Genomic DNA, 26,333 nt, shown 5'->3' with positions numbered 1-26,333 from the left:
TCACAGGTTGATCGCGTATGCCTTGCGCAGCGTCTCGTGCACGGTCCACGTCGTACGGTCGCCGGCGCGCAGCACCGCCATGTCGCCCGGGCCCACGCGCAGCGTCGGCCCGTCCTCGACCTCGATCGTCGCGCGGCCGCTGATCACGACGAACAGTTCGTCCGCCTCCGTGTCGGTGACCACGCCAGGCGTGATCTGCCAGATGCCACGGATCTGCCGGCCGTCCGGGGACTCCCAGACCACCTTCCCGGTGACCTCCGGATGGCCGGAGACGATCTGTTCCGGCTCGAGGGGCTCGGGTTCGAGGTCGGCCTCGGGGATGTGGAGCGCGAAGCTGTGCGTCATGCGGGCGAGCCTAGCCAGCCCCGGGGAGCACCGGAGCCGACAGTGTGTGGGGCGTCGGGGCTGGTGGGAGGACACTTCGTCGGTCCGCGCGGACTGGCGGCCGGGCGCGGCACGGGTGATCGTGGGGACCATGGCGGAGTCCACCGCGGCCGGACCGGCACCGCCCCGGCGGCACAGCACACGCGAGGCCGTCCTGTTCGGCGGCGTGTACGGCGCCGTCCTCGCCAGCTCGATGGTGGCGGCGCTCAGCCAGTACGGCCGTACGACCGCCGCCGGCCGCCGCTACGACGCCGTCTGGCTCCTGGTGACCGCCCTGGCCTCCGCCCTCGCGCACGGCTACGCCCACTACATCGCCGAACGCGCCCCGCACAGCCGCTGGGAGGTGCTGCGCACGCTGCGGGACGAGTGGCCGCTGGTCACGGCCGTGCTGCCGACGGTCTTCCTGCTCGCGGGCGCGGGCTGGGGCTGGTGGCCGCCGAACGGCGTCGAGTACCCGGCGTTCGCCCTCAACATCGGGATCCTCTTCACCCTCGGCCTGATCACCGCCCGCTGGTCGTCCCGGAGTTGGCCGACGGCGGTCCTCATGGGGATGGGCGACGCGTTGCTCGGCGTGATCGTGGTGGTGGCGAACGCGCTCATCAAGTAGGTGAGCCCGGCCGAGGGCGTGTTCAGCGGCCGGTGCGCACGCCGTCCAGCGCGATGGCGAGGACCCGGTCGCGCTGGGCGTCGTCGTCGAACGCCGTGGCCGTGATGCCGGCGACCATCCGCAGCAGGTCGGCGAAGTCCATGTCCGGCCGGGCCACACCCGCCCGCTGGGCGCGCTCCAGGAGCGGGCCGCCGGCGGCGTACATCGAGTCGCGGCAGGTCTGGAAGATCTCGGACTCGTCGTTCAGCGCCTCGCGCACCGCGCGCTTGGTGACCATGTAGCCGGCGAACCGGTCCAGCCAGGCCGTCAGCGCCTCCCACGGCTCAAGCTCCGCGACCTCGACGGCGGCCCGGCACAGGGCGTCGACCTCGTCGGCGTAGACGCTCTCGAAGAGGTCCCGGCGGGTGGGGAAGTTCCGGTACAGCGTGCCGATGCCGACGCCGGCGCGGCGGGCGATGTCCTCCAGGGAGGCGTCCGAGCCGTGCTCCGCGAACGCCTCCCGGGCGGCGGCGAGCAGCGCGTCGAAGTTGCGCGCGGCGTCCTTGCGGTGCGGCCGGCGGGCCGCCACGATCTCGCCGACGGGGAACGGCGTGGCCGTCACTGGTGCCTCCCGGAGGGAATGGATGAACCGGAGGTATGCATCCGCTTCGGTTGAACCGGAGGCATGCCTCCGCTAGAGTGGAGGGGCACCTCCACTTTAGCAGCGCTCCCTCTTGGAGAGGCTCTCCCATGCCCCGCAAGTCCACTCGCCTCACCTTCGCGGTCCTCGCGACCGGTGCGGGCGTGTTCTCCATGCTCCAGTCGCTGATCGCGCCGGCCCTGCCGACCGTCCAGCACGCCCTGCACGCCTCCCAGTCGACCGCGACCTGGGTGATGACCGCGTATCTGCTGTCCGCCTCGGTCTTCACCCCGATCCTCGGCCGGGTCGGCGACCTCGCGGGCAAGAAGCGCACCCTCGTTGGCGTCCTGCTCGCCGTCCTCGCCGGCTGTCTCGTCGCCGCGCTCGCCCCGGACATCGGTGTCCTCATCGTCGCCCGGGTCGTCCAGGGCGTCGGCGGCGCCCTGTTCCCGCTGTCCTTCGGCATCATCCGCGACGAGTTCGCGCCCGCCGAGGTGAGCGGCAGCATCAGCAACCTCTCCGCGGTCATCGCCGCGGGCGGCGGAATCGGCATGGTGGCCGCCGGACCGATCGTCTCCGCGCTCGACTACCGCTGGCTCTTCTGGATCCCCGTGGCGATCGTCGCCGCGACGGTCCTGATCGCCGTCGCGTACGTCCCCGAGTCGCCCACGCGGGCCCAGGGGAAGGTCAGTTGGTACGGCGCCACGCTGCTGTCCGCGTGGCTGGTGGCCCTGCTGCTGCCGCTGAGCCAGGCCGGGCGGTGGGGCTGGGGCTCGGCGAAGGTGCTCGGCCTGTTCGCCGCCGCCGTCGTGCTGTTCGCCCTGTGGCTCACGGCCGAGGCCCGCTCCCGCACCCCGCTCATCGACCTGCGCGTGATGCGGCTGCCCGCGGTGCGGACCACCAACGCCGCCGCCCTGCTCTTCGGCGCGGGCATGTACGCGATCTGGTCCTTCCTGCCGGGCTTCGTCCAGACCCCGTCCGCGGCCGGTTACGGCTTCGGCGCGAGCGTCACCGCCTCCGGCCTGCTCATGCTGCCGATGCTGCTGGCGATGTTCCTCTCCGGCGTCCTCTCGGGCCGCCTGGAACCCCGCGTCGGCGCCAAGGCGCTCCTCACCACGGGCGCCGCACTGGGCGCGCTGGCCTGCGGATTCCTCACCCTCTGGCATGACGCCCAGTGGCAGATCGCGGTCGTGGCCGGACTGTTCGGCCTGGGCATCGGGCTGGCCTTCGCCGCCATGGCCAACCTCGTCGTCGGCAGCGTCCCGCCCGAGCAGACCGGCGCCGCGACCGGCATGAACGCCAACATCCGCACCATCGGCGGCTCCATCGGCGCCGCGCTCACCAGCGTCCTGGTCACCGGCCGCCTGCAGCCCTCCGGCCTGCCCTACGCCTCCGGCTACACCCACGGCTGGGCCCTGCTCGCCCTCCTCTGCCTGGCCGCGGCCGGCGCCGCCCTCCTCGTCCCGGCCCGCCGCCAGGACCGTACGACGGCCCCCACCACCTCGGGGGCGACCCGGGCACCCGCTCAGGTGCGGTAGGGTTGACCTGCGTGATCACACGGGACACCCCGGGTGGGACCGCAACGGGACGTGGCGCAGCTTGGTAGCGCACTTGACTGGGGGTCAAGGGGTCGCAGGTTCAAATCCTGTCGTCCCGACGTGCGGAAACGCGGATCGGTGGCCGTGTCGGAGTCAATCCGGCACGGCCACCGCTCATTTCCGGTGTGACGCAGGCTCAGCCGGCCGCCCCCGCCGGGGTCGTCGTGGTGGTGAAGCCCTCCTTCTTGTTGGCCGCGAGGGCGAAGTCGTTGGTGAACGTCGTACCGAGGTTCACCTTCGAGGTCGCGTGGCCCACCAGCTCCTCCGTGGCCCGGACGTTCTTGGGACCGCCGGCGGGCATGATGCCGTCCGGGAGGAACTGCCCCTTGTCCTGGGTCAGGGCCGAGACGTAGTCGGCCTTGGTGACCAGCTGGTTCTGCACGAACGACTGCGGCAGCTTGTCGGCGATGTCCGCCGCGCTGTGCTTGTCGATCCAGTGCATGGTGGCCACGAGCGCGTCGACGACCTTCTGCACCGCGTCCTTGTGCGAGTTCACCCAGTCGGTACGGGCGATGACACCCGCGGCCGGCCAGGCGCCGCCGGTCGCGGCCTTGGCACCCTCGGTGGTGGCCACGTCGACCGCCGAGTAGCCGACGCCCTTCTTCTCGATCGCGGCGACCGTCGGCTGCGTCGTCATGACACAGGCCACCTTGCCGTTCTGCAGCGCGGCGATGGCGGTGGAGCCCGCGCCGACCCCGATCCGGTGGAAGTCGCTGGTCTTGATGCCCTTCTTGGCGGCCAGGAACTGGGTGAGCGTGTCGGTGCCCGAGCCCAGGTCGGTCACGCCCAGCGTCTTGCCCTTGAAGTCCGCCGCCGAGTGCACCCCGCTCTTGGTGGCGCACATCTCCCGCTCGCCCGGCGCGCCGGACAGCTGGACGACGTCCTCCACGGCCTTGCCCTTCACCTGGAAGTCGATCGTGTGGTTGTACCAGGCGCCCGCCATGTCCACCTGCCCCGAGGCCATGGCGTCCTCGGCGCCGGTGCCACCGTCCTGCTCGGTGCTCAGCACGACGTTGACGCCGTACTTCTTGTAGAAGCCGAGGTTCTGGGCGAGCTGGTACGGCAGGTAGATCTGCTTGTCGATGCCGCCGACCATGATCCTGACGGTCGGGGTGCCGCCGGAGCCGCCCGAGCCGGAGCCGGAGGAGCTGCTGGAACACGCGGTGGCCGCGCCGAGGGCGAGGACGGTGACGAGGGACGCGGTGAGGATTCTCTTGGACATGGCGGCTCTTTCGTTCTGGGGCGGAGAGAGGAGGGGAGAGGGGAAGGGGGAGGATCAGAGGCTGTTGGCCTCGGTGGGGGCCGGCGGGCGCCAGGACAGCAGCCGGTGCTCGAGCTTGCCGATCAGCCACTCCGCGCCGAGCACGATCACCGCGATGACGAGCATCGTGGCGAACACACCGTTGGGGTCGAAGTTGTTCTGCGCGGTCTTGATGACGAGGCCGAGGCCGCTCTGCGCGCCGAGCACCTCGCCGACGAGCGCGCCGACGATGGCGAAGCCGAACGCGCTGTGCAGGCTGGCGATGATCCAGGTGAGCGCGGACGGCACGATGACGTGCCGGATGATCTGCAGCTGTGAGGCGCCCAGCACCCGGGCGTTGGCGAGGATGTTGCGGTCCACCTCGCGGACGCCCTGGAAGGCGTTGAAGAAGACGATGAAGAACACCAGCACGGCGGCGAGCAGGATCTTCGGGGTGACGCCGATGCCGAAGGCGACGATGAAGATCGAGCCGAGCACGATGCGCGGGATGGCGTTGACCATCTTGATGTAGGGACCGAGGACGTCGGACAGATAGCGGCTCTGGCCCAGCGCGACGCCGAAGACGACTCCGGTGCCGGCGCCGAGGGCGAAGCCGATGAGCGCCTCCTGGATGGTGGTCCAGATGTTCGCGTAGAAGGAGCCGAACTCGGTGCCGTTCTGGAAGAGGTCGATCAGCCGCTGCCAGATCCCGGACGGCTGCCCGAAGAAGAACGGGTCGACGATCCCCCAGGTGGTGAACGCCTGCCAGCCGCCGATCACGAAGGCCGCGAGGCCGATGCGGCCCGCCCACACCAGGGCGACCCGTCGTCGTGCGGCCCGCTTGGCGGCGGCCGAGGCCGAGGCGTGCCCGCCGTCGGCGACCGGGACGGCGGAAGCGGTGGACGTCGTGCTCATGCCTTTCCTCCTGCGGTGCGTGCGTAGGCGCGCTCCACCTCTTCGCGCAGCGTGTCCCAGATCTGGTGCTGGAGCTCGATGAAGCGGGGCTGGTAGCGGATCTCCTGGACCGAGCCGCGCGGCCGGGGCAGGTCGATGTCGAAGACGGCCTTGACCGACCCCGGGCTGGACGTCATGACGACGACCCGGTCGGCGAGCGCCACGGCCTCGTCCAGGTCGTGCGTGATGAAGATGACGGAGGGCCGGATCTGCTCCCACAGGTCCAGCAGCTCGGTGGACATGATCGCCTTGGTCTGTACGTCCAGGGCGCCGAACGGCTCGTCCATGATCAGGATCTTGGGTTCGTTGATCAGCGCCGCGGCCATCGCCACGCGCTTGCGCATGCCGCCGGAGAGCTGGTGCGGGTAGCGGTCCTCGAAGCCGGAGAGGCCGACGCGGCGCAGCCAGTCCCGCGCCGAGGCCTGCGCCTGCTGCTTGGGCACGCCGCGGAAGACCGGGCCCATCAGCACATTGCCGAGGACCGTCTTCCAGGGCAGCAGCGCGTCCGCCTGGAACATGAAGCTGACGCCGTCGGTGATGCCGTCCACCTCGCGGCCGCCGACCTTGACCGAGCCCTCGCTGGGCCGGTCGAGCCCGGACACCATGCCGAGCGTGGTCGACTTGCCGCAGCCGGTGGGGCCGACCACCGCACAGAACTGACCCGGCTCCACGGTGAACGACACGCCTTGCAGCGCCGTGAACACCTCACCGGCAGGGGTCAGGAATCGCTTGGTGAGCCCGGAGATCTCGATGCGCGCGTCCTCGCGCTCTGCTGCACCGGCGATCGGGCTCCTCGCGACATCGTTTCGCGAAGCCATGTGAGGCCGTCTCCTTCCACACCTCGTGGGGTCGAGGAAGGCAGACGCTAGAGGCCACCCGGTGTTACGTCGCTGTTTCCCAGGTATCTCGCGAAACCCGCGTTAACCGGGGTTCTGCTCATTCTGCTCAGTGATACGGGGCTGGGCAGGATTTCGGCCATCAGGCACAATCACGCCACCACGGGTCCGGCGTCGGGCCGGCCCGGCACCACGCGGGACAGAGGCGAAGAGGCACCTGTGACACCCATCCGTATGCGGATCGGGCGCGGCGGGAGGGGGAGACTCTCCGCGCGGATCCTCGTCAGCCAGCTCGTCATCCTGGCGCTCACCGGCGCCATCGGATTCGTCCTGTTCGCCTTCGCGCAGCGCTCCGCGCTCGACCGCACCTACGAGGAGCGGGCCGTGGGCATCGCGCAGACCGCGGCCGCGGACCCGCAGATCCGGCGCGCCATGGAGTACGGCGACGGCGGTGACGTGGTGCAGACCGCCGCCGAGCGGATCCGGATCGCGTCGGGCGCGTCATACGTGGTGGTGATCGACCTGCACGGGGTCCGCCACTCGCACCCCATGGCGCGGCTGGTCGGCTCGCCGGTGGCCGAGCCGCTCGTGGTGCTGGACGGCCGGACGCACGTCGGTACCGACCAGGGCGCGACCGGACGGTCCGCCAACGGCAAGGCCCCGCTGAAAGGGCCGACGGGCAGGCTGGTCGGCGAGGTGTCGGTGGGCATCCCCGAACGGCATGTGCTCAGCGAGCTGTGGCGCGAGCTGCCCACCTTCGGCCTGTACGCCGCGATCGCCACCGCGCTCGGTTCCGCGGCCGCGTATCTGCTGGCCAGACGGCTGAAGCGGACCACGTTCGGGCTGGAACTGGAGGAGATCGCCGGCCTGCTGCAGGACCGCGAGGCGATGCTGCACGGCATCCGTGAGGGCGTGGTCGCCTTCGACCCCGACGACCGGATCACCGTCGTGAACGACGAGGCCCGCCGGCTGCTCGGGCTCGGCACCGCGCTCGGCCGGACCGTCGAGGAGGTGCTGCCCGACGGCCGGCTGCGCCGCGCCCTGGACGGCACCCTGACCGGCACCGACGTCAGCGTCCTGACCGACGAGCACTGCCTCGTCGTCAACCGTATGCCGGTCACCCTGCACGGCCGTGAACTCGGCGCCGTGGTCACCGTACGGGACCGCACCGAAATGGTCGGGCTGCTGCGCGAACTGGACTCCGTGCGGGGCCTGACCGACGCGCTGCGGGCCCAGCAGCACGAGTTCACCAACCGCATGCACACCCTGGCCGGCCTGCTCGACATCGGGGAGTACGACGACGCCTACGAGTTCGCCGTCGGCGCGGCCGGCACCGGTCAGGCCCTCACCGAATCGGTGCGCAGGCGGATCGGGAACTCGCTCATGGTCGGACTGCTCGTGGCCAAGACCACGGTCGCCGGCGAACGCGGGGTACGGATCGTGCTGACCGACGACTCGGCCCTCGGCCAGGACCCGCCGCACCTGCACCGGCTGCTGACCATCGTGGGCAACCTGCTGGACAACGCGGTCGACGCGGCCGGCGAGGGACCGCGCCCGGCGGACGGCCGCGAGGTACGGCTCACCCTGACCGAGAGCCCTCACGAGGTGCGGGTCCGGGTCGCGGACACCGGTCCGGGGATCCCGCCGGACGCGGCCGAGTCGATCTTCGAGGACGGCTTCTCGACCCGGCCGGAACGGGGCACCGCCCGGCGCGGCCTCGGCCTGGCCCTGGTGCACCGGCTGGTGCAGCGGCACGGCGGCACCATCACGGTCAGCGAGGGCCCCGGCGCCGTCTTCACGGTCGTACTGCCCCTGCCGGACAAGGCCCTCGCGCCGCAGGGAGCACTGTTCACCAAGGCGTTGCCGGTGGGAGGCGAGCGCTGATGATCCGGACCCTGGTCGTGGACGACGACTTCCGGGTGAGCCACATCCACAGCGAGTACGTGAGCCGCGTCCCGGGCTTCCACGTGGTCGGCGAGGCGGCGAGCGTCGCCGAGGCGCTGGAGGCGGTCCGGGCCCTGCGCCCCGACCTGCTGCTGCTCGACATCTTCCTGCCCGACGGCAGCGGGCTCGACGTGCTGCGCCGGCTCACCGGGGACGAGGGCGGCGCCCGTCCCGACGCGCTGATGATCACGGCGGACCGGGACATCGAGTCGGTGCGCACCGCCATGAAGCTCGGCGCCCTGGGCTATCTGGTCAAGCCGTTCGGCTCCCCCGACCTGTGCGAACGGCTCACCGCCTACCGCGAGCTCCAGCAGCGCGTGGAGGTGCTCGGCCCGGCCGCCGAGACCGACCAGGCCGACGTGGACGCCCTGTTCAGCGCCGCCCGGCCGCCCGCCGTGCCGCGCGTACCGGCCAAGGGCCACTCGGCGCCCACCCTGACCCTGGTCCACCAGGCGCTGCGCACCGCGCGCGGCCCGGTGTCGGCGGCCGAGGCGGCCGAGCTCACCGGCGTCTCCCGCGCCACCGCCCAGCGCTATCTGTCCTACCTCGTCAAGGAGGGCATGGTCCGCCTGGAGCTGCGATACGGCGCGGCCGGGCGCCCGGAGCACCTCTATCGCATCGTCACCTGAACCGGCGGACCCCCCTTCACCAGGTCTCGGGCACGGCCCCGGCCGTATCCGCCGGCTTGCGCCGCCGCCGCGCCGCCATCACCGCGTAGACCAGGACCCCGGCGAACAGGAACAGCACGCCCTGGTACACCGCCGCGTAGCCGGCGCCCGCCATCAGCCACAGGGAGAAAGCGGCCGCGATCGCGGTGATCACCGAGTCCCGCACCAGCCGCGGACGGTCCACGGACCGTCCGGAGACCAGGTGGAAGAGCTGCGCGGCGGTCGCCAGCAGGTACGGCACGGTCGCGGTGAACGTGGTGACGAGGACCAGGACGTCGAAGACCTTCGCCGAGCCGGACAGGTAGTTGTAGGCGGTCAGGAGAGAAGAGAGGACCACCGTGACGCCGACACCGACCGTCGGCACGCCCCGGCGGCGGCGTGCGAACGCGGCCGGGAACAGGCCGTCCCGGGCCGCGGCGTACGGGGTCTGCGCGCTCAGCAGCGTCCAGCCGTTGAGGCAGCCGGTCATCGACACCAGCGCGGCCAGCGCCACCGCCGTACCGCCCCAGCTGCCGCCGAACATCGTGTTCACGGCGTCGGAGAAGGGGGCCGCGGAGGCCACCAGACGGTGGTGCTCTACGGTGCCGAAGACGGACAGCGTGCCCAGGAGGTAGACCAGGGCGGCGCCCGCGGTGCCGATCACGGTGGCGCGCCCCACGTTGCGGCGGGCGTTCCTGACCTCGCCGGCGCTCACCGCGGCGGACTCCACCCCGAGGTAGGAGAAGAGCAGCAGGGCGGCGGAGGCGGAGACGGCACCGATGGCGCCGTGGCCGCTCGCGTTGAACGGCCCGAGCCGGGACGGGTCGAAGAAGAACAGGCCGCCGACCGCGACGAGCAGCAGCGGCACGAACTTCAGCACGGTCGACACCAGCTGGACCGCGCCGACGTACCGGGTGCCGGCGAAGTTGGCGAGGGCGGGCAGCCACTGCAGGACCAGGGCGGCCAGACACGCGGTCCACTTGTGGTGGCCCACCGGGATCAGCACGTCCAGGTAGCCGACGGCGGCGACGGCGAGCGCCGCGTTCGACACCCAGGTGGTGATCCAGTACGCCCAGGCGGCGAGGAACCCGGCGAAGTCGCCGAAGGCCTCGCGGGCGTAGACGTAGGGGCCGCCGGTGCGGGGGTCGCGTGCGGCGAGCCGGCCGAAGACCAGCGCGAGCGCGATGGCGCCCACGGTCAGCACCCCGAAGGCGATCAGGCTGACCCAGCCGTACGGGGCGATGGAGGCGGGGAGCAGGAAGATGCCGCCGCCGATGATGTTGCCCATGACCAGCGCGGTCGCGACCGGCAGGCCGAACCGGCGGGTATGCCTGCCGGTGCCGGGAAGGTCTCCGACGGCAGCCGTGAGCTCCTCGGAGGGGGCCGGAGCCGACTGCGGGGCGGTTCCGGTGACGTGCATGGGTGGTGCGCCTCTCATCGAACAGACGTCCCAGGATCGCCGGGACCCCGCCATGGTCCGGGATGCCCTTGCCTGCCGCAAAATCGCCGTTTCTTGTGCCGTCCGGCCCGGCCGACGGTGGAAAAAACGCTCCTGCACGGCGCCCGTACCGCGAAATATTCGGCGACCACCGCGCGGAGCGGCACGGCCGTCCTAGTCCTCGCCGTCGGCCCAGAGGCTGCGGACATGGCCCAGATGACGGGTCATGATCGCGTGCACGGCCTTCTCGTCCCGTTCCAGCAGGGCGTCGAGGAGTTCCAGGTGCTCCTCGGCCGAGGCGAGCAGCCGGCCGGCCTCCACCAGGGCCGTCAGGCCGTAGAGACGGGAGCGTTTGCGCAGGTCGGCGACCACCTCGACCAGGTGGGCGTTGCCCGAGAGGGCGAGCAGGCCGAGGTGGAAGCGGGTGTCGGCCTCGACGTAGGCGATCAGGTCGCCCGCCACCGCCGCCGTGACGATCTCGCGGGCCGCCGGGCGCAGCGCCTCCAGCGAGACGCGGTCGGCGGTGCGGGCCAGTTCGACGACGGTCGGGATCTCGACGAGGGCGCGGATGTGCGTGTACTCGTCCAGCTGCCGGTCGGAGACGACGGTGACCCGGAAGCCCTTGTTCGGCACGGTGTCGACCAGGCCCTCCTTGGCCAGGTCCAGCATCGCCTCCCGCACCGGCGTCGCGGAGACGCCGAAGCGGGCGGCGAGCGAGGGCGCGGAGTAGACCTCGCCCGGCCGCAGCTCGCCGGCGATCAGCGCGGCGCGCAGCGCGTCGGCGACGCGCTCGCGGTAGCTGCTGCGCCGGCCACCCAGCCGGGGGAGCGCGGGCATCCGCGCGCCTCGCTCGTCTTGTGCCATGTCACGCGTCACCGGATGAGTCTAGAGGATGGTCCGGACGGCCTAGAGGACGAAGCCCTCCGGGAAGGGGTCGGTGGGGTCCAGGAGGTACTGCGCGGTGCCGGTGATCCAGGCACGGCCGGTGAAGCTGGGCAGCACCGCCGGGCGGCCCCCGACCTCCGTCGTGCCGAGCAGCCGCCCGGTGAACCGGGTGCCGATGAAGGACTCGTTCACGAACTCGGTGTGCAGCGGCAGTTCGCCGCGCGCGTGCAGCTGCGCCATGCGTGCGCTCGTGCCCGTGCCGCACGGGGAGCGGTCGAACCAGCCGGGGTGGATGACCATCGCATGGCGGGAGTGGCGGGCGGTGGCGCCGGGCGCGTAGAGGTGGACGTGGTGGCAGCCGCGGATGGAGGGATCCTCCGGATGCACCGGTTCCGCCTCGGAGTTGATCGCGTCCATGAGCGTCAGACCGGCCGCGAGGATGTCGTCCTTGCGGGCGCGGTCGAAGGGCAGCCCGAACGCGTCGAGCGGGAGGATCGCGTAGAAGTTGCCGCCGTAGGCGAGGTCGTAGGTGACCGTGCGGCCGTCGGGCAGGGTGATCTTGCGGTCCAGTGCGACGGCGAACGACGGCACGTTCCTCAGGGTCACGTTCCGCGCCGCGCCGTTCTCCACCGCCACCTCGGCGACCACCGGCCCGGCCGGGGTGTCGAGCCGGATGGTGGTCACCGGCTCCACCACCTCCACCATGCCGGTCTCGACCAGCACGGTCGCGACCCCGATGGTGCCGTGCCCGCACATCGGCAGATAGCCGGAGACCTCGATGTAGATGACGCCCCAGTCGCAGTCGGGGCGGGCCGGCGGCTGCAGGATCGCGCCGCTCATCGCGGAGTGGCCGCGCGGTTCGTTCATCAGCAACCGCTTGATGTGGTCGAGGTGTTCACGGAAGTACAGCCGCCGCTCGTTCATGGTCGCACCCGGTACGGTGCCGATCCCGCCGGTGACGACGCGGGTCGGCATGCCCTCGGTGTGCGAGTCGACGGCGTGCAGGACGAGCTTGCTGCGCACGCTCTTCGCTCCCTTCTCAGACGAGCCCTGCGGCTGCGGCCTTCTCGGTGGCCGCCCGGACCGCCGCCTCCTGCTCGGGGAGCAGCGGGACGCGCGGCGGGCGCACCGGGCCGCCGTACCGGCCGACGACGTCCATGGACAGTTTGATCGCCTGTACGAACTCGACCCGGGAGTCCCAGCGCAGCAGCGGATGGAGCTGCCGGTACAGGGGGAGCGCGGTGGTGAGGTCCCCGGCCACCGCGGCGCGGTACAGCTCCACCGAGGCCCGGGGGAGCGCGTTCGGGTAGCCGGCCACCCAGCCCTTGGCGCCCGCCACGGCCAGCTCCAGCAGGACGTCGTCGGCGCCGGTCAACAGATCCAGTTCCGGGGCGAGTTCGGCGATGCGGTAGGCGCGGCGGACGTCACCGGAGAACTCCTTGACGCCGTGGATGTGGCCCTCGCCGTGCAGCCGGGCGAGGAGTTCGGGGACCAGGTCGACCTTGGTGTCGATCGGGTTGTTGTACGCCACCACCGGCAGGCCCGCGCGGGCGACCTCGGCGTAGTGGGCGAGGACGGAACGCTCGTCGGCGCGGTAGGCGTTGGGCGGCAGCAGCATCACCGACGCACAGCCGGCCTCGCCCGCCCGCTCGGCCCAGCGCCGGGCCTCGGCCGAGCCGTACGCGGCGACGCCCGGCATCACCCGCGCGCCGCCGACCGCCGCCACGGCCGTCTCCACCACCCGGGTCCGCTCCTCGGGGGTGAGCACCTGGTACTCGCCGAGCGAGCCGTTCGGTACGACGCCGTCGCAGCCGTGTCCGACCAGCCAGGCGCAGTGCTCGGCGTAGCGGTCGTAGTCGATCGAGAGGTCGTCGCGCAGCGGGAGGGCGGTGGCGACGAGGACGCCGCGCCAGGGGCGGTTCGGTGACTGGGTCATGCGGGGATCCCCTACTCCGATGAGGTGTGACATATTACTGTCCGCCGTGACCTGGGGACCAGGTCACCGCGCGGCTGGTTCAGTCCTCCGGCAGCCCGGCCAGGACGCCGAGCGGCACCGGTCGCGCGAAGGGGCGGCGGCCCGGTGTGAACGGGCATCCGGTCAGACCGGCCACCGCGGGCCCGCACACGCGGCCCTGGCACCAGCCCATCCCGGCCCGGGTGAGCAGCTTCGCGGTGCGCAGATCACCCGCGCCGAGCGTGCCCGCGGCCGTACGCACCTGGCCGGCGGTGACCTCCTCGCACCGGCACACCACCGTGTCGTCCGTGATCCGGTCCGCCCAGCCCGGGGGCGGCGCGTACACCGTCTCCAGGGCCGCGAAGAACGCCCGCTGCCGGGTCCTGGCCCGGGCGGCCGCCGCCCAGGCGCGCGGGTCGGGGGCGGTGCCGCGCAGGCGGGCGGCGATCGAGCGGCCGGCGATGTGTCCCTCGGCGAGCGCCAGGGCCGCCCCGCCGATCCCGGTGGTCTCCCCGGCGGCCCAGACCCCGGGCACGTCGGTGCGCTGCTCGTCGTCGACCCGTACGTCCGTGCCGGTCAGGGTGCAGCCGAGCGTCTCGGCGAGGTCGGTGTGCGGCAGCATGCCGTGTCCGACGGCGAGGGCGTCGCAGGGGATGCGGCGCGCGCTGCCGGGCCTGGCCCGCCCGTCCCGCTCCAGCGCCGCGACCGTGACCGCCTCCAGGTGGTCGGTGCCGTGCGCCTCCAGCACGGTGTGCCGGGCCAGCGTCCGCACCCGGTGCCGCAGCAACCGGCCCGCGTACCAGGCGCCTTCGGCGAGCTTGCCGGGCTCCGCCGCCGCGAGGGCCGGGGTGCGGCGCAGTACGGCCACCGGGCCGGCGGACTCGACCAGCGCGGCCACGCGCGCACCGGCCGCGGCGAGCCCCGTGGCCACCGGCAGCAGCAGGGGTCCGGTGCCGGCGACCACGACCGTACGGCCGGGCAGCACCAGCCCGCCCTTGAGCATGGCCTGCGCGCCGCCCGCCGTGACCACACCGGGCAGCGTCCAGCCGGGGAAGGGCAGCACGCGCTCGTACCCGCCGGTGGCGAGCAGCACGGCGTCGGCGCGGACGGTAACCCCCTCCTCCTGCGCGGGGCCGCGCAGGGCGTGCAGCCGGAACGCACCCGACTCCCGCTCCACACACCAGACATGATGATCCGTCAGATGGCTGATGCGACCGGCCGTGAGGTGCCGGCCGATGCCGTCCCGCAGCCGCTCCCAGGCGCGCCACTGGTGGTGCAGGGCCTCGGGGCGGCGGGCGCCGAGGGCCGGGGCGGGCTGCCGGTAGAACTGGCCGCCCGCCTGCCCGGCCGCGTCGACGAGGGTGACCCGTACCCCCCGGGCGGCCGCCGCCAGCGCCCCGGCGAGCCCCGCCGGGCCCGCCCCGACGACGGCGAGATGCGCGCGCTCAGTCATCGTCCCCTCCGGTCCCCTCCTGGGTGCGGATCACATCGCCCGGCCGCACCGGCACCAGGCAAGCCCGTTGGTTCGCCTGGCCGTTGACGGTCACCAGGCAGTCGAAGCACACCCCGATCCCGCAGAACACCCCGCGCGGCCGGCCGGCCCCGCGGGTGCTGCGCCAGGAGGTCACGCCCGCCGCCCACAGCGCCGCCGCGACCGTCTGCCCGGGCAGGGCCGCGAGGGGCCGCCCGTCGAAGGTGACGGTGAAGTCCTCGCCCGGGCGGGCCCGGGCCAGCTCCAGGGGATTCACGGCGTGTCGCCTCCGTCGGTGTCGTGTCCCTCGAACCGTTCCGGCCGGAACGGCGTGAGATCCAGTTCCGGTGTCTTCCCGGTGAGGGCCTGGGCGATCAACTGCCCGGTACCGGTGGCCATTCCGATGCCGGCGCCCTCGTGCCCGCAGGCGTGGAACAGCCCCGGCGCGCGGGGGTCGGGGCCGATCGCCGGGAGGTGGTCGGGCAGATACGGCCGGAAGCCCGCGTACGTCCGCAGCGCGCGCACCCGCTCCAGGAACGGGAACAGCCCGATCGCCCCGGCCGCGAGCGCCCGAACGGCGGGGAGTGACAGCGAGCGGTCGAAGCCGACCCGCTCCCGGCTCGCGCCGATCAGCACAGGACCGGCGGCCGTGCCCTCCACCACCGGCGAGGTGCGCAAGGCGGCCGAGTCGCTCGCGACGTCGGCCACGTAGTCCGCGGCGTACACCTTGTGCCGGACCATCCGCGGCAGCGGCTCGGTGACGAGGACGAAGCCGCGCCGGGGGAGCACCGGCAGCCGGACGCCGGCGAGCGCCGCGAGGCCACCGCCCCAGGTGCCGGCCGCGTTCACCACCGCCGGTGCGTGCAGATCGCCCCGGTCGGTACGGACGCCGGTCACCGTGCCGCCGGCCGAGCGCAGCACCCCGGTCACGGTCCAGCCCGTGTGCAGGCGGGCACCGGAGGCGCGGAGCAGGTGGGCGGCGGCGAGGGCGGGCATGACCTGGGCGTCCTGGGGATAGTGCACCCCGCCCGCCAGGCCTGGAGTCAAATACGGTTCCAAGCAAGGAAGTTGGGTGGCCGCAACCGGGTCGGCCACGACTCCCGCGGCCCGCTGTCCGTCCGCGAACGCGTGCAGCGCGGCGAGGGTCTCGGGGGTGGAGGCGACCACCAGGCCGCCCTTGGGTTCGTACTCGACCGCCGCCCCCAGCTCGTCGCCCAGCCGGCCCCACAACCGGGCGGACAGCAGGGCGAGGCCGAGCTCGGGGCCCGGTTCCTTGTCGGAGACGAGCAGGTTGCCCTCGCCCGCGCCGGTGGTGCCGCCGGCCACCGGACCCCGGTCCACCACCCGCACGTCGAGGCCGGACCGCGCGGCGTACAGCGCACAGGCCGCACCCACCATGCCGGCTCCGACGACCACGACATCGCAGGTCAGTCGCTTCGCCACGGCAGTACTATGTCACATGTCGCCAATTCCGAGGAGAGCCCGGACAGCTTCGTCCCGATACTCCCGTCCCCATCACCATTTCCCATGCCCGTCCCAGGCGTGGACGCCCCCTTGACGTCCCCCGGTGCCGGATCGACACTCCAGGGTGGGAATCCTAGTGAACAGGTAGGGAATGATGACGCGCCTCGACACCGGCAGCGGCCCCGCGGGCCGTACGCCGCTGTGCGCACCCCTGCTCACCTCCCGCCGCCACATCGATCTGCTGCGCGTCTGCAGCGCGATCAGCCCCCAGCGCTGAGCCGGAGCCCCGCGCCCGCCGGCGCGCACGTCCGTACGTCCATCACCCGGGGAGACGCATGTCCATCACTCCGCTCGCCGCCGTCCCGTCCGTCCACCGCGCCGCGCCCGTCTTCCGGGGCCGGATCGGCCAGGACGCGCGCAGCGGCCACTACGCCGTGCCGCACCGCTACCGGCTCCATCTCTCGACCGCCTGCCCGGACGGTCTCCGCCTCGCCGTCGGGCACAGCCTCCTCGGCCTGGACGGCAGTTGTCCGGTCACGGTCCTGCCCGCCGTACCGGACTGTCCCGGCGGCGGCCACTCGGCGCTGCGGCCGCTGTACGAGGCGAGCGCCCACCACTACACCGGCCCGGCCCTCGCGCCCGTGCTCAGCGACGACTGGTCCGGACGGATCGTCAGCACCCAGGCCCGCGACATCCTGCGCGACCTCGACCGCTTCTTCCCGCGCGAGGACCGCCCCGCCCTGTACCCGTGCGGTCAGGAGTCCGTGATCGAGGCCGTCGAGCGGATGTGCGCCGAAGGGATCGAGGAGGCCGCGCAGCGCGCCGGACGGGCCGGCGCCGACCCGGCCGAGCGGGCCGCCGCCCTGGACGTGCTCCTGGACACCCTGGGTCGGCTGGAGAGCCGGCTGGCCGCGGAGGCGTACCTGGTCGACGACCGGATCACCGCCGCCGACATCGAACTGTGGGTCACGCTGGTGCAGTTGGACACCGTCCATCGCTGCCACCTGGACGCCGCCGCCGTCCACCGCATCGCCGGCCACCGCGCCCTGTGGGCCTACGCCCGCCGCCTGGCCGCCCACCTCGCCTTCGGCCGCCATCTCGACCTCGACGGCATCTCCCGCCGCCACCACGGCCGTTGCCAGGGCCTCGAGGCCGCCGGCGCCGCCGTCCAGATCCTGGACTGGGCGGGCCACGTCGCGGGCGCCGAGGACGCTTCCCGCAGGTGAGAAGCGGTCGGACGGCGTCCACTGGGCGGACAGCCGTTGACATTTGAACGGACGACTGCCTTACTTACGGCTCAGAACGGTCATGAGCGTCAGCACCAAGCCCTGGCTGGCTGACCGGCAACCCTCGCATCGCGGTGGGGTGCCCCAGGTGACGACCGGACCGGAATGACGTTTTCGGTAAGCGCGAGGGCCCCGTGGGGCCGGAACAGTGACAGGTGACGCCATGTACGCAGCTCCCAGGACGGCCGCGAGCCGCCCCCAGGGCTGCGTACCGTCGTACGCCAGGGTCCTCGTCGCCGACCGCGCCGTCGATCTGCTGCGCGTCAACAGTGCACTGTGTACCGCGCCGGGCTCAGCCCGCTGTCAGGGCTGACGTCTCCTTCCAGCCCTGGCTTCTCCAGCCTCCGCTTGCCCAGCCTCCGCTTCTCCAGCCCTGGCTGCTCCAGCCAGTCGCTGCTCCAGCCCCGCGTTCCTGACGCCCACCGCCCCGCCGGTGTGCCATCACCCGCCCAGCCCCCGGTTCCCGCGCGCTGTCGTGCGCCGCCCCGTGCCGCAGTGCCGTGGCGGTACCCGCGGCCGAGCGTCGTCAGCCGGGGTGTCCGACTCCGCCGGAGCCCGCCATGAGTGAAGTCCCAGGCGCCGCCGTCTCCCTCGCCGAGGCGCCACCCGCCGACACCCCGTCAAAGCCGCTGAGCGCACAGCGGGTTCAGCCGCTGCGCCGGCCCGGCCGGTGGATCGCCACCGCCGTCGTCCTGGTGCTCGTCGCACAGATCGTGCACGGACTGGCCACGAACCCGTTCTACCAGTGGGACCGCTTCCGCTACTGGTTCCTGCGCCCCACGGTCCTCGACGGGCTCCTCGTCACCCTCGAAGTCGCCGCGCTCAGCGCGGCCTTCGGCCTCCTCGGCGGCATCCTGCTCGCTCTCGGCCGGCAGTCCGGCAGCCCGGTGCTGCGCGCCGTGAGCTGGACGTACACCTGGCTGTTCCGCTCGGTGCCGCTCATCGTCGTCCTGATCTTCCTGTACAACTTCTCGGCCCTGTACAAGACGGTGAGCCTCGGCGTCCCCTTCGGCCCCGCCTTCGTCACCTTCGACGAGTCCAGGCTGGCCACCGACATGACGGTCGCCGTGGTCGGGCTCAGCCTCAACGAGGCGGCGTACGCGGCGGAGGTCGTACGCGGCGGCCTCCTCTCCGTCGACCAGGGCCAGCACGAGGCGGCGGCCGCGCTCGGCCTGCCCAGGGGCTACCAGTTCGCCAGGATCGTGTTCCCGCAGGCCCTCAGGTCGATCACGCCGAACTACGTCAACCAGCTCATCGGCCTGATCAAGAGCACCTCGCTGGTGTTCTACGTCTCGCTGCTCGACCTCTTCGGCTCCGTGCAGACCATGGGCAGCACCTACCCCGGCGACATCGTGCCCCTGCTGCTCGTCGCCACCGCCTGGTACCTGATCCTCACCAGCGTGGTGTCCGTCGTCCAGTTCTACGTCGAGCGGCACTTCGCCCGGGGCGCCACCCGCACCCTGCCGCCGACCCCGCTGCAGAAGGCCCGCGCCGGCCTCGGGGAGTTCCGGGCCCGGCTGCGCAGGGAGGCCGCCGTATGACCGCCACCGACACCGTGCAGACCACCCCGGCCGCGCTGGAGGTCCACGACGTCCACAAGTGGTACGGCACCCATCGGGTGCTCGACGGCATCGACCTGAGCGTGCGCCCCGGCGAGGTCACCGTCGTCATCGGCCCCTCCGGCTCCGGCAAGTCCACCCTGCTGCGGGTCGTCAACCACCTGGAGAAACCCGAGATCGGCCACGTCAGCGTCGGCGGCGAGCCGATCGGCGTCCGACGCGGCAGCGGCGGCCGGCTGAAGGAGCTCAGCGAGCGCGCCATCCTGGCCCAGCGCAGCCGGATCGGCTTCGTCTTCCAGAACTTCAACCTCTTCCCGCACCTGACCGTCCTCGACAACGTCGCCGCCGCGCCCGTCGCCACCGGGAGGCTGGCCAAGCCCGAAGCGCTGGACCTGGCCCGGGAACTGCTCACCCGGGTCGGCCTCGGCGACCGTACCGGCGCCTATCCCCGCCAGCTCTCCGGCGGACAGCAGCAGCGGGTCGCCATCGCCCGCGCCCTCGCGCTGCGCCCCGGCATCATCCTCTTCGACGAGCCGACCTCCGCGCTCGACCCCGAGACGGTCGGTGAGGTGCTCGCTGTCATCAAGGACCTCGCCACCAGCGGCACCACCCTGGTCATCGTCACCCACGAGATCGGCTTCGCCCGCGAGGTCGCCGACCGGATCGTCTTCATCGACGGCGGCCGGATCGTCGAACAGGGCCCGCCCGAGGAGGTCCTGGACCGGCCCCGGCACGAGCGGACCCGGGACTTCCTCGCCAAGGTCCTCTGACTCCCTTTTCCTCTTCTTCCTCCGAGTTTTTCCTCTGAGCTTTTCCCTCCGAGTTTTTCCACCCGGCATTTCCCCCGAGCAGTACCGAACGACAAAGGACAGCCATGCACAGCCACCTCTCCCGACGCAGCCTGATACGCGGCATCACCGCGGCGACCGCCGTCGCCTCCCTCGCCGGCGGGCTCGCCGCCTGCGGTGGCGACAGCGACGCCGCGACCACGACCGACAGCGCCGGTACGGTGACCGTGGGCAGGGTGTCCAACGGCGCGGCCCGGCAGACCACGCTGAAGGTGGCCGAGGTCAAGTCCCTCAGCGCGGAACTGCCCGCTGCCGTCCGCAAGAGCGGCACCCTGAAGATCGTGGTGGGTGCGCTGCCCGACGGTTTCCCGCCGCTCGCCTACATCGGCGGTGACCAGAAGACGCTCACCGGCGTGGAGCCCGACTTCGGCCGCCTGGTGGCGGCCGTCCTCGGGCTCAGGCCCCAGGTGTCCAACGCCACCTGGGAGAACATGTTCGTCGGTATCGACAGCGGCAAGGCCGACGTCGGCTTCGCCAACATCACCGACACCGAGGAACGCAAGAAGAAGTACGACTTCGCCTCCTACCGCAAGGACAACGTCGGCTTCGAGGTGCTGAAGAAGAGCACCTGGAACTTCGACGGCCGCTACGAGAACCTCGCGGGCAGGACGGTCGCCGTCGACAACGGCACCAACCAGGAGAAGATCCTCCTGGAGTGGCAGACGAAGCTGAAGAAGGAGGGCAAGAACCTCACCGTCAAGCACTACGCCAGCAAGAACGCCACCTACCTGGCGCTGACCGGCGGCAAGATCGACGCCTACTTCGCGGCGAACCCCGGGGTCGCCTACCACGTCACGCAGACCGCCAAGTCGCCGAACCCGACCCGCAGCGCGGGCACGTTCTCCGGCGCCGGTGCGAGTCTCCAGGGTCTGATCGCCGCCACCACCAAGAAGGACAGCGGCCTCGCCAGGCCCATCGCCGACGCCGTCAACTACCTGATCAAGAACGGTCAGTACGCCGAGTGGCTCAAGGCCTACAACCTCTCCGACGAGGCCGTCGCCAAGTCCGAGGTCAACCCGCCGGGGCTGCCGCTGAGCAACTCCTGACCCACCCGGTTCCGGCCGAACCGAGCCCCGACCGGGGGTCCGACGGCCGACGGGTCGAAGGCAGCGGAGAGGGCGTGCAGCCGGTCGACACCGCGCTGCGCGCCGAACCCGCCCCCGGAGGCGGTACGGCCCGGGCCCGCCGACGCCCCCGAGATCCTGGACCCCGTCGCCCGGACACGCCACGGCAACGCGTGAGCAGGTCTTCGGCGCGGAGGCGGGCGGGTCCGCGGTGCTGAGGCGAGCGGGCAGGTCCGCGGTGGGGAGGCAGGCGGGGAAGTCCCGGGCGGGGAAACCGACATGGGGGTCCTCGGAGCGGGAACAACCGCGGCCGGCCGCGCGTTGTGAGTCGTGACGAGATCCGCGAGGCGGTCGCTCACCCGGCCCGCCCCGCCCGACGGACGGAGGTGACGGCCGTGACACGTGTACTCCCGCACGCCCCGCACCCGTACCGCTCCCTCCGGCTCACCACCCGGCCGCACATAGACCTCCAGCGCGTCTCCGCCGCGCTCTGTCGCCACTGACCTCCCTCCCGGCCGCAAGGCCCGGGTCTGCTTCCTGCCGCGCTCGCCCCTCGCCGACGCCTGCCGCCCCGCGAGCCGGTGTTCTCGTTACGGCCATCAAGGAAGGCACCGCCGTGTCCTCAACTCCCGCCTCTCCCCTGCACCTTGCTGTCGCCCTGGACGGCACCGGCTGGCATCCCGCGTCCTGGCGCGAGCCGGTCGCCCGCCCCCGGGACCTGTTCACCGCCGGCTACTGGGCCGACCTGGTCGCCGAGGCCGAACGGGGCCTGATCGACTTCGTCACCGTCGAGGACGGCCTCGGCCCGCAGTCCTCGCACTTCCTCGACCCCGACGACCGCACCGACCAGGTGCGCGGCCGGCTCGACGCGGTGCTCATCGCCTCCCGCGTAGCCCCGCTCACCCGGCACATAGGCCTGGTCCCGACCGTGGTGGCCACGCACACCGAGCCGTTCCACATCTCCAAGGCGATCGCCACCCTCGACTACGTCAGCACCGGCCGCGCGGGCCTGCGGGTGCAGATCAGCGCCCGGCCGAACGAGGCGGCCCACTTCGGCCGCCGTACCATCGGCCGGATCGAGGCCTACGACAGCCCGGCGGCCCAGGACATCGTCACCGACCTGTTCGACGAGGCCGCCGACCACGTGGAAGTGGTGCGCCGGCTCTGGGACAGCTGGGAGGACGACGCCGAGATCAGGGACGCGGCGACGGGCCGCTTCATCGACCGGGACAAGCTGCACTACATCGACTTCGAGGGCCGCCACTTCAGCGTCAAGGGCCCCTCGATCACGCCCCGCCCGCCCCAGGGGCAGCCGCTGGTCACCGCCCTCGCCCACCAGACCGTGCCCTACCGGCTCGTCGCCCGCCAGGCCGACGTCGGCTATGTCACCCCGCACGACGCGGAGCAGGCCCGCGCGATCGTCGCCGAGATCCGCGCCGAGCAGCGGGCGGCGGGCCGCGCCGGGGACACCCTGCACGTCTTCGGTGACCTCGTCGTCCTCCTCGACGGCAGCCGGGCCGAGGCCCGGGCCCGGCGTGAGCGGCTGGACGCGCTCGCGGGCGAGCCGTACACCAGCGACGCCCGGATCTTCACCGGCACGGCTACCGAACTCGCCGACCTGCTGGAGGAGTTGGCGGCCGGCGGGCTGACCGGGTTCCGGCTGCGGCCGGCCGTCGCCGGGCACGACCTGCCCCGCATCAGCCGCGACCTGGTGCCCGAACTGCAACGCCGGGGCCGCTTCCGGGACGCCTACGAGGCCGACACCCTGCGCGGCCTGCTCGGCCTCGCCCGCCCCGCCAACCGCTACGCCGCAGCCATCGCCTGAGCAGGCGGAGAGGACGACCGCACCCATGAGCAAGCCGCTGAAGCAGATCCACCTGGCCGCCCACTTCCCCGGCGTCAACAACACCACCGTGTGGAGCGACCCGGCCGCGGGCAGCCACATCGAGTTCAGCTCCTTCGCGCACTTCGCGCGGACCGCCGAACGCGCCAAGTTCGACTTCCTGTTCCTCGCCGAGGGCCTCAGGCTGCGCGAACAGGGCGGCGAGATCTACGACCTGGACGTCGTCGGCCGCCCCGACACCTTCACCGTGCTGGCCGCGCTCGCCGCCGTCACCGACCGGCTCGGCCTGACCGGCACCATCAACTCCACCTTCAACGAGCCGTACGAGGTGGCCCGCCAGTTCGCGAGCCTCGACCACCTCTCCGGCGGCCGCTCCGCGTGGAACGTGGTCACCTCCTGGGACGCCTTCACCGGCGAGAACTTCCGCCGCGGCGGCTTCCTGCCCCAGGAGGAGCGCTACTCCCGCGCCAAGGAGTTCCTCACCACCGCGCACGAGCTCCTCGACTCCTGGCGCGGCGACGAGATCCTCGCCGACCAGGCGACCGGCACCTTCCTCCGGGACGCCAAGGCCGGCGCCTTCGTGCACCAGGGGCAGCACTTCGACATCCACGGCCGGTTCAACGTCCCGCGCTCCCCGCAGGGCCGCCCGGTGATCTTCCAGGCCGGCGACTCCGACGAGGGCCGCGAGTTCGCCGCCGCCGACGCGGACGCCATCTTCAGCCGCTACTCCACGCTGAAGGAGGGCCAGGCCTTCTACACGGACGTCAAGTCCCGCCTGGCCACGTACGGCCGCCGCCCCGAGGACCTGCTCATCCTGCCCGCCGCCACCTTCGTCCTCGGCGACACCGACCAGGAGGCCGCCGAACTCGCCCGCGAGGTGCGCCGGCAGCAGGTCAGCGGCGCCACCGCCATCAAGCACCTGGAGTTCGTCTGGAACCGCGACCTGTCGGCGTACGACCCGGAGGGCCCGCTGCCCGACGTCGACCCGGTGGTGAGCGAGGAGCACATCTCCCGGGGCCGCGCCCAGGTGCGGATGTACCGGGACCCGATCGCCATCGCCCGGGAGTGGCGGCAGCTCGCGGAGGCCAACAAGTGGTCCATCCGCGACCTGGTCATCAACACCGGCAACCGGCAGACCTTCGTCGGCTCCCCGGCCACCGTCGCGCAGACCATCAACGACTTCGTGCAGGCGGACGCCTCCGACGGGTTCATCCTGGTCCCGCACATCACCCCCGGCGGCCTCGACCCCTTCGCCGACAAGGTCGTCCCCCTGCTCCAGGAACAGGGCGTCTTCCGCGCCGACTACGAGGGCACCACCCTGCGCGACCACCTCGGCCTCGCCCACCCCGACGCCCGCACCAGCGCGGCACGGGAGCGGGCCGCGTCGTGAAGTTCCTCGCGATCACCCTGATCGTGCACCGGCCGGACCCGGTCACCGGTGTCCGGAAGCCGACGCAGGACCGGTTCCGCGAGGTCCTGGACAACGCGGTACTGGCCGAGGAACTGGGCTTCGACGGGTTCGGCGTGGGGGAGCGGCACGAACGGCCGTTCCTCTCCTCCTCGCCGACCGTGGTGCTCAGCCATGTCGCCGCGCTCACCCGGCGGATCCGGCTCTTCACCGCCGTCACCACGCTCAGCCTGCTGGACCCGGTCCGGGCGTACGAGGACTACGCGACGCTGGACCACCTCTGCGCCGGCCGCCTGGACCTGATCATCGGCAAGGGCAACGGCACCGCCCAGCGGGAGCTGTTCCAGGTCACCCCCGAGGACCAGTGGGACCGCAACGCCGAGGGCTACGAGGTGTTCCGGCGGCTGTGGCGGCAGGACAGGGTCACCGCCGACACCCGCTTCCGGCCGCCGCTGAAGGACGCCGAGGTGTGGCCGCGGCCGTACCAGCGCCCCGTCCGGGTCTGGCACGGCAGCGCCACCAGCAAGGAGTCCGTCGACCTGGCCGCCCGCTACGGCGACCCGCTGTTCTCGGCGAACGTCACCAACCCGGTCGAGCCCTACGCCGAGCTGATCCGCCACTACCGGGAGCGCTGGGAGCACTACGGCCACGATCCGGCCCGCATCGCGGTCGGCGCGGGCTCCGCCGGGCTGTACGTGGCCCCCACCTCGCAGCAGGCGCTGAAGGTCTACCGGCCGGTCTTCGAGAGCAATCTGGCGTTCCAGAAGCGGACGGGCCTGCCCGTGGTCTTCGAGACGCTGGAGGACTTCGTCGAGCGCAGTTCGGCCCTGATCGGCAGCCCGCAGCAGGTCATCGACAAGGTGCACCGCTACCACGAGCAGCTCGGGCACACCGTCCAGCATGTGCAGGCGGACGCCGGCGGCCTGACCGACACCGAGCACCGGGACTCCCTGGAGCTCTTCCAGTCGGCGGTCGCCCCGGCGCTGCGCAGGGAGATACCTGACCCGCCGTTCCCCTGGGCACCGGTCCTGCCCCCGACCCAGGAGTGATGGCCATGTCCTCCCGCACCCCCCTCGGCGTCCTCGACCTGGTGCCCATCGCGTCGGGTTCGAGCGCGCCGGAAGCGCTGCGCAACTCCATCGATCTCGCCCGGCGCGCCGAGGAGTTCGGCTACACCCGGTACTGGTTCGCCGAGCACCATCTCAACCCGGGCGTGGCCGGGACGTCCCCGGCGGTCCTGCTCGCCCTGACCGCCGGGGCGACCTCCACGATCCGGCTCGGCTCGGGGGCCGTCCAGCTCGGCCACCGCACCGCGCTGTCCACGGTCGAGGAGTTCGGCCTGATCGACGCGCTGTACCCGGGCCGCCTGGACCTGGGCCTGGGCCGCTCCGGCGGCGGCCCGCCCGGAGAACGGCCGGTACCGCCCGCGACGGTGACCCCGGTGGTCGACGGCCGGGCACCGAACGGCCTGCTGATCCCGCCCCGCTTCTCGTTCGCGCACCTGCTGGGCTCGCCCCGCGTCGCCCTGCAGCGCAAGCTGCTCCTGCTGCCGAAGGCGGAGTCGCAGGAGTACGGCGAGCAGATCGACGACATCCTCGCCCTGCTCGCCGGCACCTACCGCTCCCCGGACGGCGTCGAGGCGCACGCCGTGCCGGGCGAGGGGGCCGGGGTGGAGGTGTGGATCCTGGGCAGCAGCGGCGGGGCGAGCGCCGAGGCGGCGGGCGCCCGGGGGCTGCGGTTCGCCGCGAACTACCACGTCAGCCCCGCCACCGTCCTGGAGGCGGTGGACGGCTACCGGGCGTACTTCCAGCCGTCCGACGTCCTCGGCAAGCCGTACGTCAGCGTCTCCGCCGACGTGGTGGTCGCCGAGGACGACGAGCGCGCCCGGGAGCTCGCCGCCGGGTACGGCCCGTGGGTGCGCAGCATCCGCACCGCCGAGGGCGCCATCCCCTACCCGACGTCCGAGGAGGCCCGGGCGCACGCCTGGACCGACGAGGACCGGGCGCTGGTCCAGGACCGCCTCGACACCCAGTTCGTCGGCTCCCCGGGCCGGGTCGCCGACCACCTCGAACAGCTCCAGGAGGCCACCGGCGCCGACGAACTGCTCATCACCACCATCACCCACGACCACGCGGACCGCGTCCGCTCCTACGAGCTGCTGGCCGAGGAGTGGCAGCGCAGATGACCACAGTGCTCACCCACGCGCCCTGTGCGGTCGCGGTCGTCACCTCCCCCGTGGGTGACGACCGCGACCGTTCCCCCGGCGCCGGACTCGTGGTCGGTG

Annotated in this window: 26 protein-coding genes, 1 tRNA gene and 1 riboswitch; of the genes, 15 read left to right on the top strand and 12 right to left on the bottom strand. The window is 72.5% G+C overall.

The window, feature by feature from the left end; genetic code table 11:
• A complete protein-coding gene (locus ABB07_RS04670; RefSeq protein WP_208897502.1) occupies positions 1-345 on the bottom strand; it encodes a cupin domain-containing protein in 345 nt (114 codons plus the stop codon).
• A 130-nt stretch (positions 346-475) separates the two neighbouring features.
• On the opposite strand from ABB07_RS04670, the gene ABB07_RS04665 reads away from it, so the two are divergent.
• Complete coding sequence (locus tag ABB07_RS04665; RefSeq protein WP_208897501.1) at positions 476-991, top strand: hypothetical protein; 516 nt, start codon at positions 476-478, stop codon at positions 989-991.
• Positions 992-1,013: 22 nt separating this feature from the next.
• On the opposite strand, the gene ABB07_RS04660 is transcribed toward ABB07_RS04665, so the two are convergent.
• Positions 1,014-1,592: a TetR/AcrR family transcriptional regulator gene (locus tag ABB07_RS04660; protein ID WP_208897500.1), complete on the bottom strand. Its 579-nt coding sequence runs from the start codon at positions 1,590-1,592 to the stop codon at positions 1,014-1,016.
• A 128-nt stretch (positions 1,593-1,720) separates the two neighbouring features.
• Here ABB07_RS04660 and ABB07_RS04655 point away from each other — a divergent pair, with 128 nt between their 5' ends.
• Complete coding sequence (locus ABB07_RS04655; RefSeq protein ID WP_208897499.1) at positions 1,721-3,148, top strand: MFS transporter; 1,428 nt, start codon at positions 1,721-1,723, stop codon at positions 3,146-3,148.
• 45 nt (positions 3,149-3,193) lie between these two features.
• Positions 3,194-3,267: transfer RNA gene (locus ABB07_RS04650), tRNA-Pro, on the top strand.
• Between the two features lie 77 nt (positions 3,268-3,344).
• On the opposite strand, the gene ABB07_RS04645 is transcribed toward ABB07_RS04650, so the two are convergent.
• The 3 genes from ABB07_RS04645 to ABB07_RS04635 are packed head-to-tail and all read right to left on the bottom strand — an operon-like array spanning position 3,345 to position 6,220.
• Entirely contained in the window at positions 3,345-4,430 is a 1,086-nt protein-coding gene (locus tag ABB07_RS04645; RefSeq protein ID WP_208897498.1) for an ABC transporter substrate-binding protein, read from the bottom strand.
• Positions 4,431-4,484: 54 nt separating this feature from the next.
• Positions 4,485-5,363 carry an ABC transporter permease gene (locus ABB07_RS04640; RefSeq protein WP_208897497.1) on the bottom strand — a complete coding sequence of 293 codons (879 nt, stop codon included), beginning with the start codon at positions 5,361-5,363 and terminating at the stop codon, positions 4,485-4,487.
• Entirely contained in the window at positions 5,360-6,220 is an 861-nt protein-coding gene (locus ABB07_RS04635; protein WP_208897496.1) for an ABC transporter ATP-binding protein, read from the bottom strand. Before ABB07_RS04635 ends, ABB07_RS04640 begins: the two co-directional genes overlap by 4 nt.
• A gap of 237 nt (positions 6,221-6,457) precedes the next feature.
• Here ABB07_RS04635 and ABB07_RS04630 point away from each other — a divergent pair, with 237 nt between their 5' ends.
• Together ABB07_RS04630 and ABB07_RS04625 are read left to right on the top strand one after the other, a co-directional pair.
• Positions 6,458-8,122: an ATP-binding protein gene (locus ABB07_RS04630; RefSeq protein ID WP_279617376.1), complete on the top strand. Its 1,665-nt coding sequence runs from the start codon at positions 6,458-6,460 to the stop codon at positions 8,120-8,122.
• The gene (locus tag ABB07_RS04625) at positions 8,122-8,811 is read left to right on the top strand and encodes a response regulator (protein WP_208897495.1); all 690 of its coding nucleotides are present in this window, start codon (positions 8,122-8,124) and stop codon (positions 8,809-8,811) included. Before ABB07_RS04630 ends, ABB07_RS04625 begins: the two co-directional genes overlap by 1 nt.
• A gap of 16 nt (positions 8,812-8,827) precedes the next feature.
• On the opposite strand, the gene ABB07_RS04620 is transcribed toward ABB07_RS04625, so the two are convergent.
• The 7 genes from ABB07_RS04620 to ABB07_RS04590 form a co-directional block, all read right to left on the bottom strand.
• Positions 8,828-10,249, bottom strand: a complete 1,422-nt coding sequence (locus ABB07_RS04620; protein ID WP_208897494.1) for an amino acid permease — start codon at positions 10,247-10,249, stop codon at positions 8,828-8,830.
• A gap of 192 nt (positions 10,250-10,441) precedes the next feature.
• Positions 10,442-11,131, bottom strand: a complete 690-nt coding sequence (locus tag ABB07_RS04615; protein WP_208903278.1) for a GntR family transcriptional regulator — start codon at positions 11,129-11,131, stop codon at positions 10,442-10,444.
• 42 nt (positions 11,132-11,173) lie between these two features.
• Positions 11,174-12,175, bottom strand: coding sequence for a proline racemase family protein (locus ABB07_RS04610; RefSeq protein ID WP_208897493.1), 1,002 nt, complete (start codon positions 12,173-12,175; stop codon positions 11,174-11,176).
• A gap of 16 nt (positions 12,176-12,191) precedes the next feature.
• Complete coding sequence (locus ABB07_RS04605) at positions 12,192-13,088, bottom strand: dihydrodipicolinate synthase family protein (RefSeq protein WP_208897492.1); 897 nt, start codon at positions 13,086-13,088, stop codon at positions 12,192-12,194.
• Positions 13,089-13,167: 79 nt separating this feature from the next.
• A complete protein-coding gene (locus tag ABB07_RS04600; RefSeq protein WP_208897491.1) occupies positions 13,168-14,559 on the bottom strand; it encodes an NAD(P)/FAD-dependent oxidoreductase in 1,392 nt (463 codons plus the stop codon).
• Positions 14,552-14,854: a (2Fe-2S)-binding protein gene (locus ABB07_RS04595; RefSeq protein WP_208897490.1), complete on the bottom strand. Its 303-nt coding sequence runs from the start codon at positions 14,852-14,854 to the stop codon at positions 14,552-14,554. The genes ABB07_RS04600 and ABB07_RS04595 overlap by 8 nt, the downstream gene beginning before the upstream one ends.
• Positions 14,851-16,020 (bottom strand): NAD(P)/FAD-dependent oxidoreductase, encoded by a 1,170-nt coding sequence (locus ABB07_RS04590; RefSeq protein ID WP_208897489.1) that lies wholly within the window; start codon positions 16,018-16,020, stop codon positions 14,851-14,853. The genes ABB07_RS04595 and ABB07_RS04590 overlap by 4 nt, the downstream gene beginning before the upstream one ends.
• Positions 16,021-16,192: 172 nt before the next feature.
• On the opposite strand from ABB07_RS04590, the gene ABB07_RS41475 reads away from it, so the two are divergent.
• The 10 genes from ABB07_RS41475 (at position 16,193) to ABB07_RS04545 (ending at position 26,234) form a co-directional block, all read left to right on the top strand.
• Positions 16,193-16,318, top strand: a complete 126-nt coding sequence (locus tag ABB07_RS41475; RefSeq protein WP_279617375.1) for a putative leader peptide — start codon at positions 16,193-16,195, stop codon at positions 16,316-16,318.
• A 58-nt stretch (positions 16,319-16,376) separates the two neighbouring features.
• Positions 16,377-17,267 carry a glutathione S-transferase C-terminal domain-containing protein gene (locus ABB07_RS04585; RefSeq protein ID WP_208897488.1) on the top strand — a complete coding sequence of 297 codons (891 nt, stop codon included), beginning with the start codon at positions 16,377-16,379 and terminating at the stop codon, positions 17,265-17,267.
• 78 nt (positions 17,268-17,345) lie between these two features.
• Positions 17,346-17,457: riboswitch (SAM riboswitch) on the top strand.
• A 430-nt stretch (positions 17,458-17,887) separates the two neighbouring features.
• On the top strand, positions 17,888-18,868 hold the full coding sequence (locus tag ABB07_RS04580; protein ID WP_208897487.1) for an amino acid ABC transporter permease: 981 nt from the start codon (positions 17,888-17,890) through the stop codon (positions 18,866-18,868).
• Positions 18,865-19,656, top strand: coding sequence for an amino acid ABC transporter ATP-binding protein (locus ABB07_RS04575; RefSeq protein WP_208897486.1), 792 nt, complete (start codon positions 18,865-18,867; stop codon positions 19,654-19,656). Before ABB07_RS04580 ends, ABB07_RS04575 begins: the two co-directional genes overlap by 4 nt.
• A 104-nt stretch (positions 19,657-19,760) precedes the next feature.
• A complete protein-coding gene (locus tag ABB07_RS04570; RefSeq protein WP_208897485.1) occupies positions 19,761-20,780 on the top strand; it encodes a transporter substrate-binding domain-containing protein in 1,020 nt (339 codons plus the stop codon).
• A 413-nt stretch (positions 20,781-21,193) separates the two neighbouring features.
• Complete coding sequence (locus ABB07_RS41715) at positions 21,194-21,301, top strand: putative leader peptide (RefSeq protein ID WP_341845871.1); 108 nt, start codon at positions 21,194-21,196, stop codon at positions 21,299-21,301.
• Between the two features lie 113 nt (positions 21,302-21,414).
• A complete protein-coding gene (locus ABB07_RS04560) occupies positions 21,415-22,623 on the top strand; it encodes an LLM class flavin-dependent oxidoreductase (RefSeq protein ID WP_208897483.1) in 1,209 nt (402 codons plus the stop codon).
• Between the two features lie 25 nt (positions 22,624-22,648).
• Complete coding sequence (locus tag ABB07_RS04555) at positions 22,649-24,031, top strand: NtaA/DmoA family FMN-dependent monooxygenase (RefSeq protein WP_208897482.1); 1,383 nt, start codon at positions 22,649-22,651, stop codon at positions 24,029-24,031.
• Positions 24,028-25,098, top strand: a complete 1,071-nt coding sequence (locus tag ABB07_RS04550) for an LLM class flavin-dependent oxidoreductase (RefSeq protein WP_208897481.1) — start codon at positions 24,028-24,030, stop codon at positions 25,096-25,098. The genes ABB07_RS04555 and ABB07_RS04550 overlap by 4 nt, the downstream gene beginning before the upstream one ends.
• A 5-nt stretch (positions 25,099-25,103) precedes the next feature.
• Positions 25,104-26,234: an LLM class flavin-dependent oxidoreductase gene (locus tag ABB07_RS04545; RefSeq protein WP_208897480.1), complete on the top strand. Its 1,131-nt coding sequence runs from the start codon at positions 25,104-25,106 to the stop codon at positions 26,232-26,234.
• The last annotated feature ends 99 nt before the right edge of the window (positions 26,235-26,333 follow it).

It is taken from the genome of Streptomyces incarnatus, from assembly GCF_001027185.1.
GTDB lineage: Bacteria > Actinomycetota > Actinomycetes > Streptomycetales > Streptomycetaceae > Streptomyces > Streptomyces puniciscabiei.
The sequence above is the reverse complement of the archived record's forward strand: the minus strand, read 5'-3'. Positions and strand labels throughout refer to the sequence as shown.

Coding starts and splice junctions, on each gene's coding strand:
- ABB07_RS04670 (WP_208897502.1), bottom strand. CDS start 345: ATGACGCACAGCTTCGCGCTCCACATCCCCGAGGCCGACCTCGAACCC.
- ABB07_RS04665 (WP_208897501.1), top strand. CDS start 476: ATGGCGGAGTCCACCGCGGCCGGACCGGCACCGCCCCGGCGGCACAGC.
- ABB07_RS04655 (WP_208897499.1), top strand. CDS start 1,721: ATGCCCCGCAAGTCCACTCGCCTCACCTTCGCGGTCCTCGCGACCGGT.
- ABB07_RS04645 (WP_208897498.1), bottom strand. CDS start 4,430: ATGTCCAAGAGAATCCTCACCGCGTCCCTCGTCACCGTCCTCGCCCTC.
- ABB07_RS04640 (WP_208897497.1), bottom strand. CDS start 5,363: ATGAGCACGACGTCCACCGCTTCCGCCGTCCCGGTCGCCGACGGCGGG.
- ABB07_RS04635 (WP_208897496.1), bottom strand. CDS start 6,220: ATGGCTTCGCGAAACGATGTCGCGAGGAGCCCGATCGCCGGTGCAGCA.
- ABB07_RS04625 (WP_208897495.1), top strand. CDS start 8,122: ATGATCCGGACCCTGGTCGTGGACGACGACTTCCGGGTGAGCCACATC.
- ABB07_RS04620 (WP_208897494.1), bottom strand. CDS start 10,249: ATGCACGTCACCGGAACCGCCCCGCAGTCGGCTCCGGCCCCCTCCGAG.
- ABB07_RS04615 (WP_208903278.1), bottom strand. CDS start 11,131: ATGGCACAAGACGAGCGAGGCGCGCGGATGCCCGCGCTCCCCCGGCTG.
- ABB07_RS04605 (WP_208897492.1), bottom strand. CDS start 13,088: ATGACCCAGTCACCGAACCGCCCCTGGCGCGGCGTCCTCGTCGCCACC.
- ABB07_RS04600 (WP_208897491.1), bottom strand. CDS start 14,559: ATGACTGAGCGCGCGCATCTCGCCGTCGTCGGGGCGGGCCCGGCGGGG.
- ABB07_RS41475 (WP_279617375.1), top strand. CDS start 16,193: ATGATGACGCGCCTCGACACCGGCAGCGGCCCCGCGGGCCGTACGCCG.
- ABB07_RS04585 (WP_208897488.1), top strand. CDS start 16,377: ATGTCCATCACTCCGCTCGCCGCCGTCCCGTCCGTCCACCGCGCCGCG.
- ABB07_RS04580 (WP_208897487.1), top strand. CDS start 17,888: ATGAGTGAAGTCCCAGGCGCCGCCGTCTCCCTCGCCGAGGCGCCACCC.
- ABB07_RS04575 (WP_208897486.1), top strand. CDS start 18,865: ATGACCGCCACCGACACCGTGCAGACCACCCCGGCCGCGCTGGAGGTC.
- ABB07_RS04570 (WP_208897485.1), top strand. CDS start 19,761: ATGCACAGCCACCTCTCCCGACGCAGCCTGATACGCGGCATCACCGCG.
- ABB07_RS04555 (WP_208897482.1), top strand. CDS start 22,649: ATGAGCAAGCCGCTGAAGCAGATCCACCTGGCCGCCCACTTCCCCGGC.
- ABB07_RS04545 (WP_208897480.1), top strand. CDS start 25,104: ATGTCCTCCCGCACCCCCCTCGGCGTCCTCGACCTGGTGCCCATCGCG.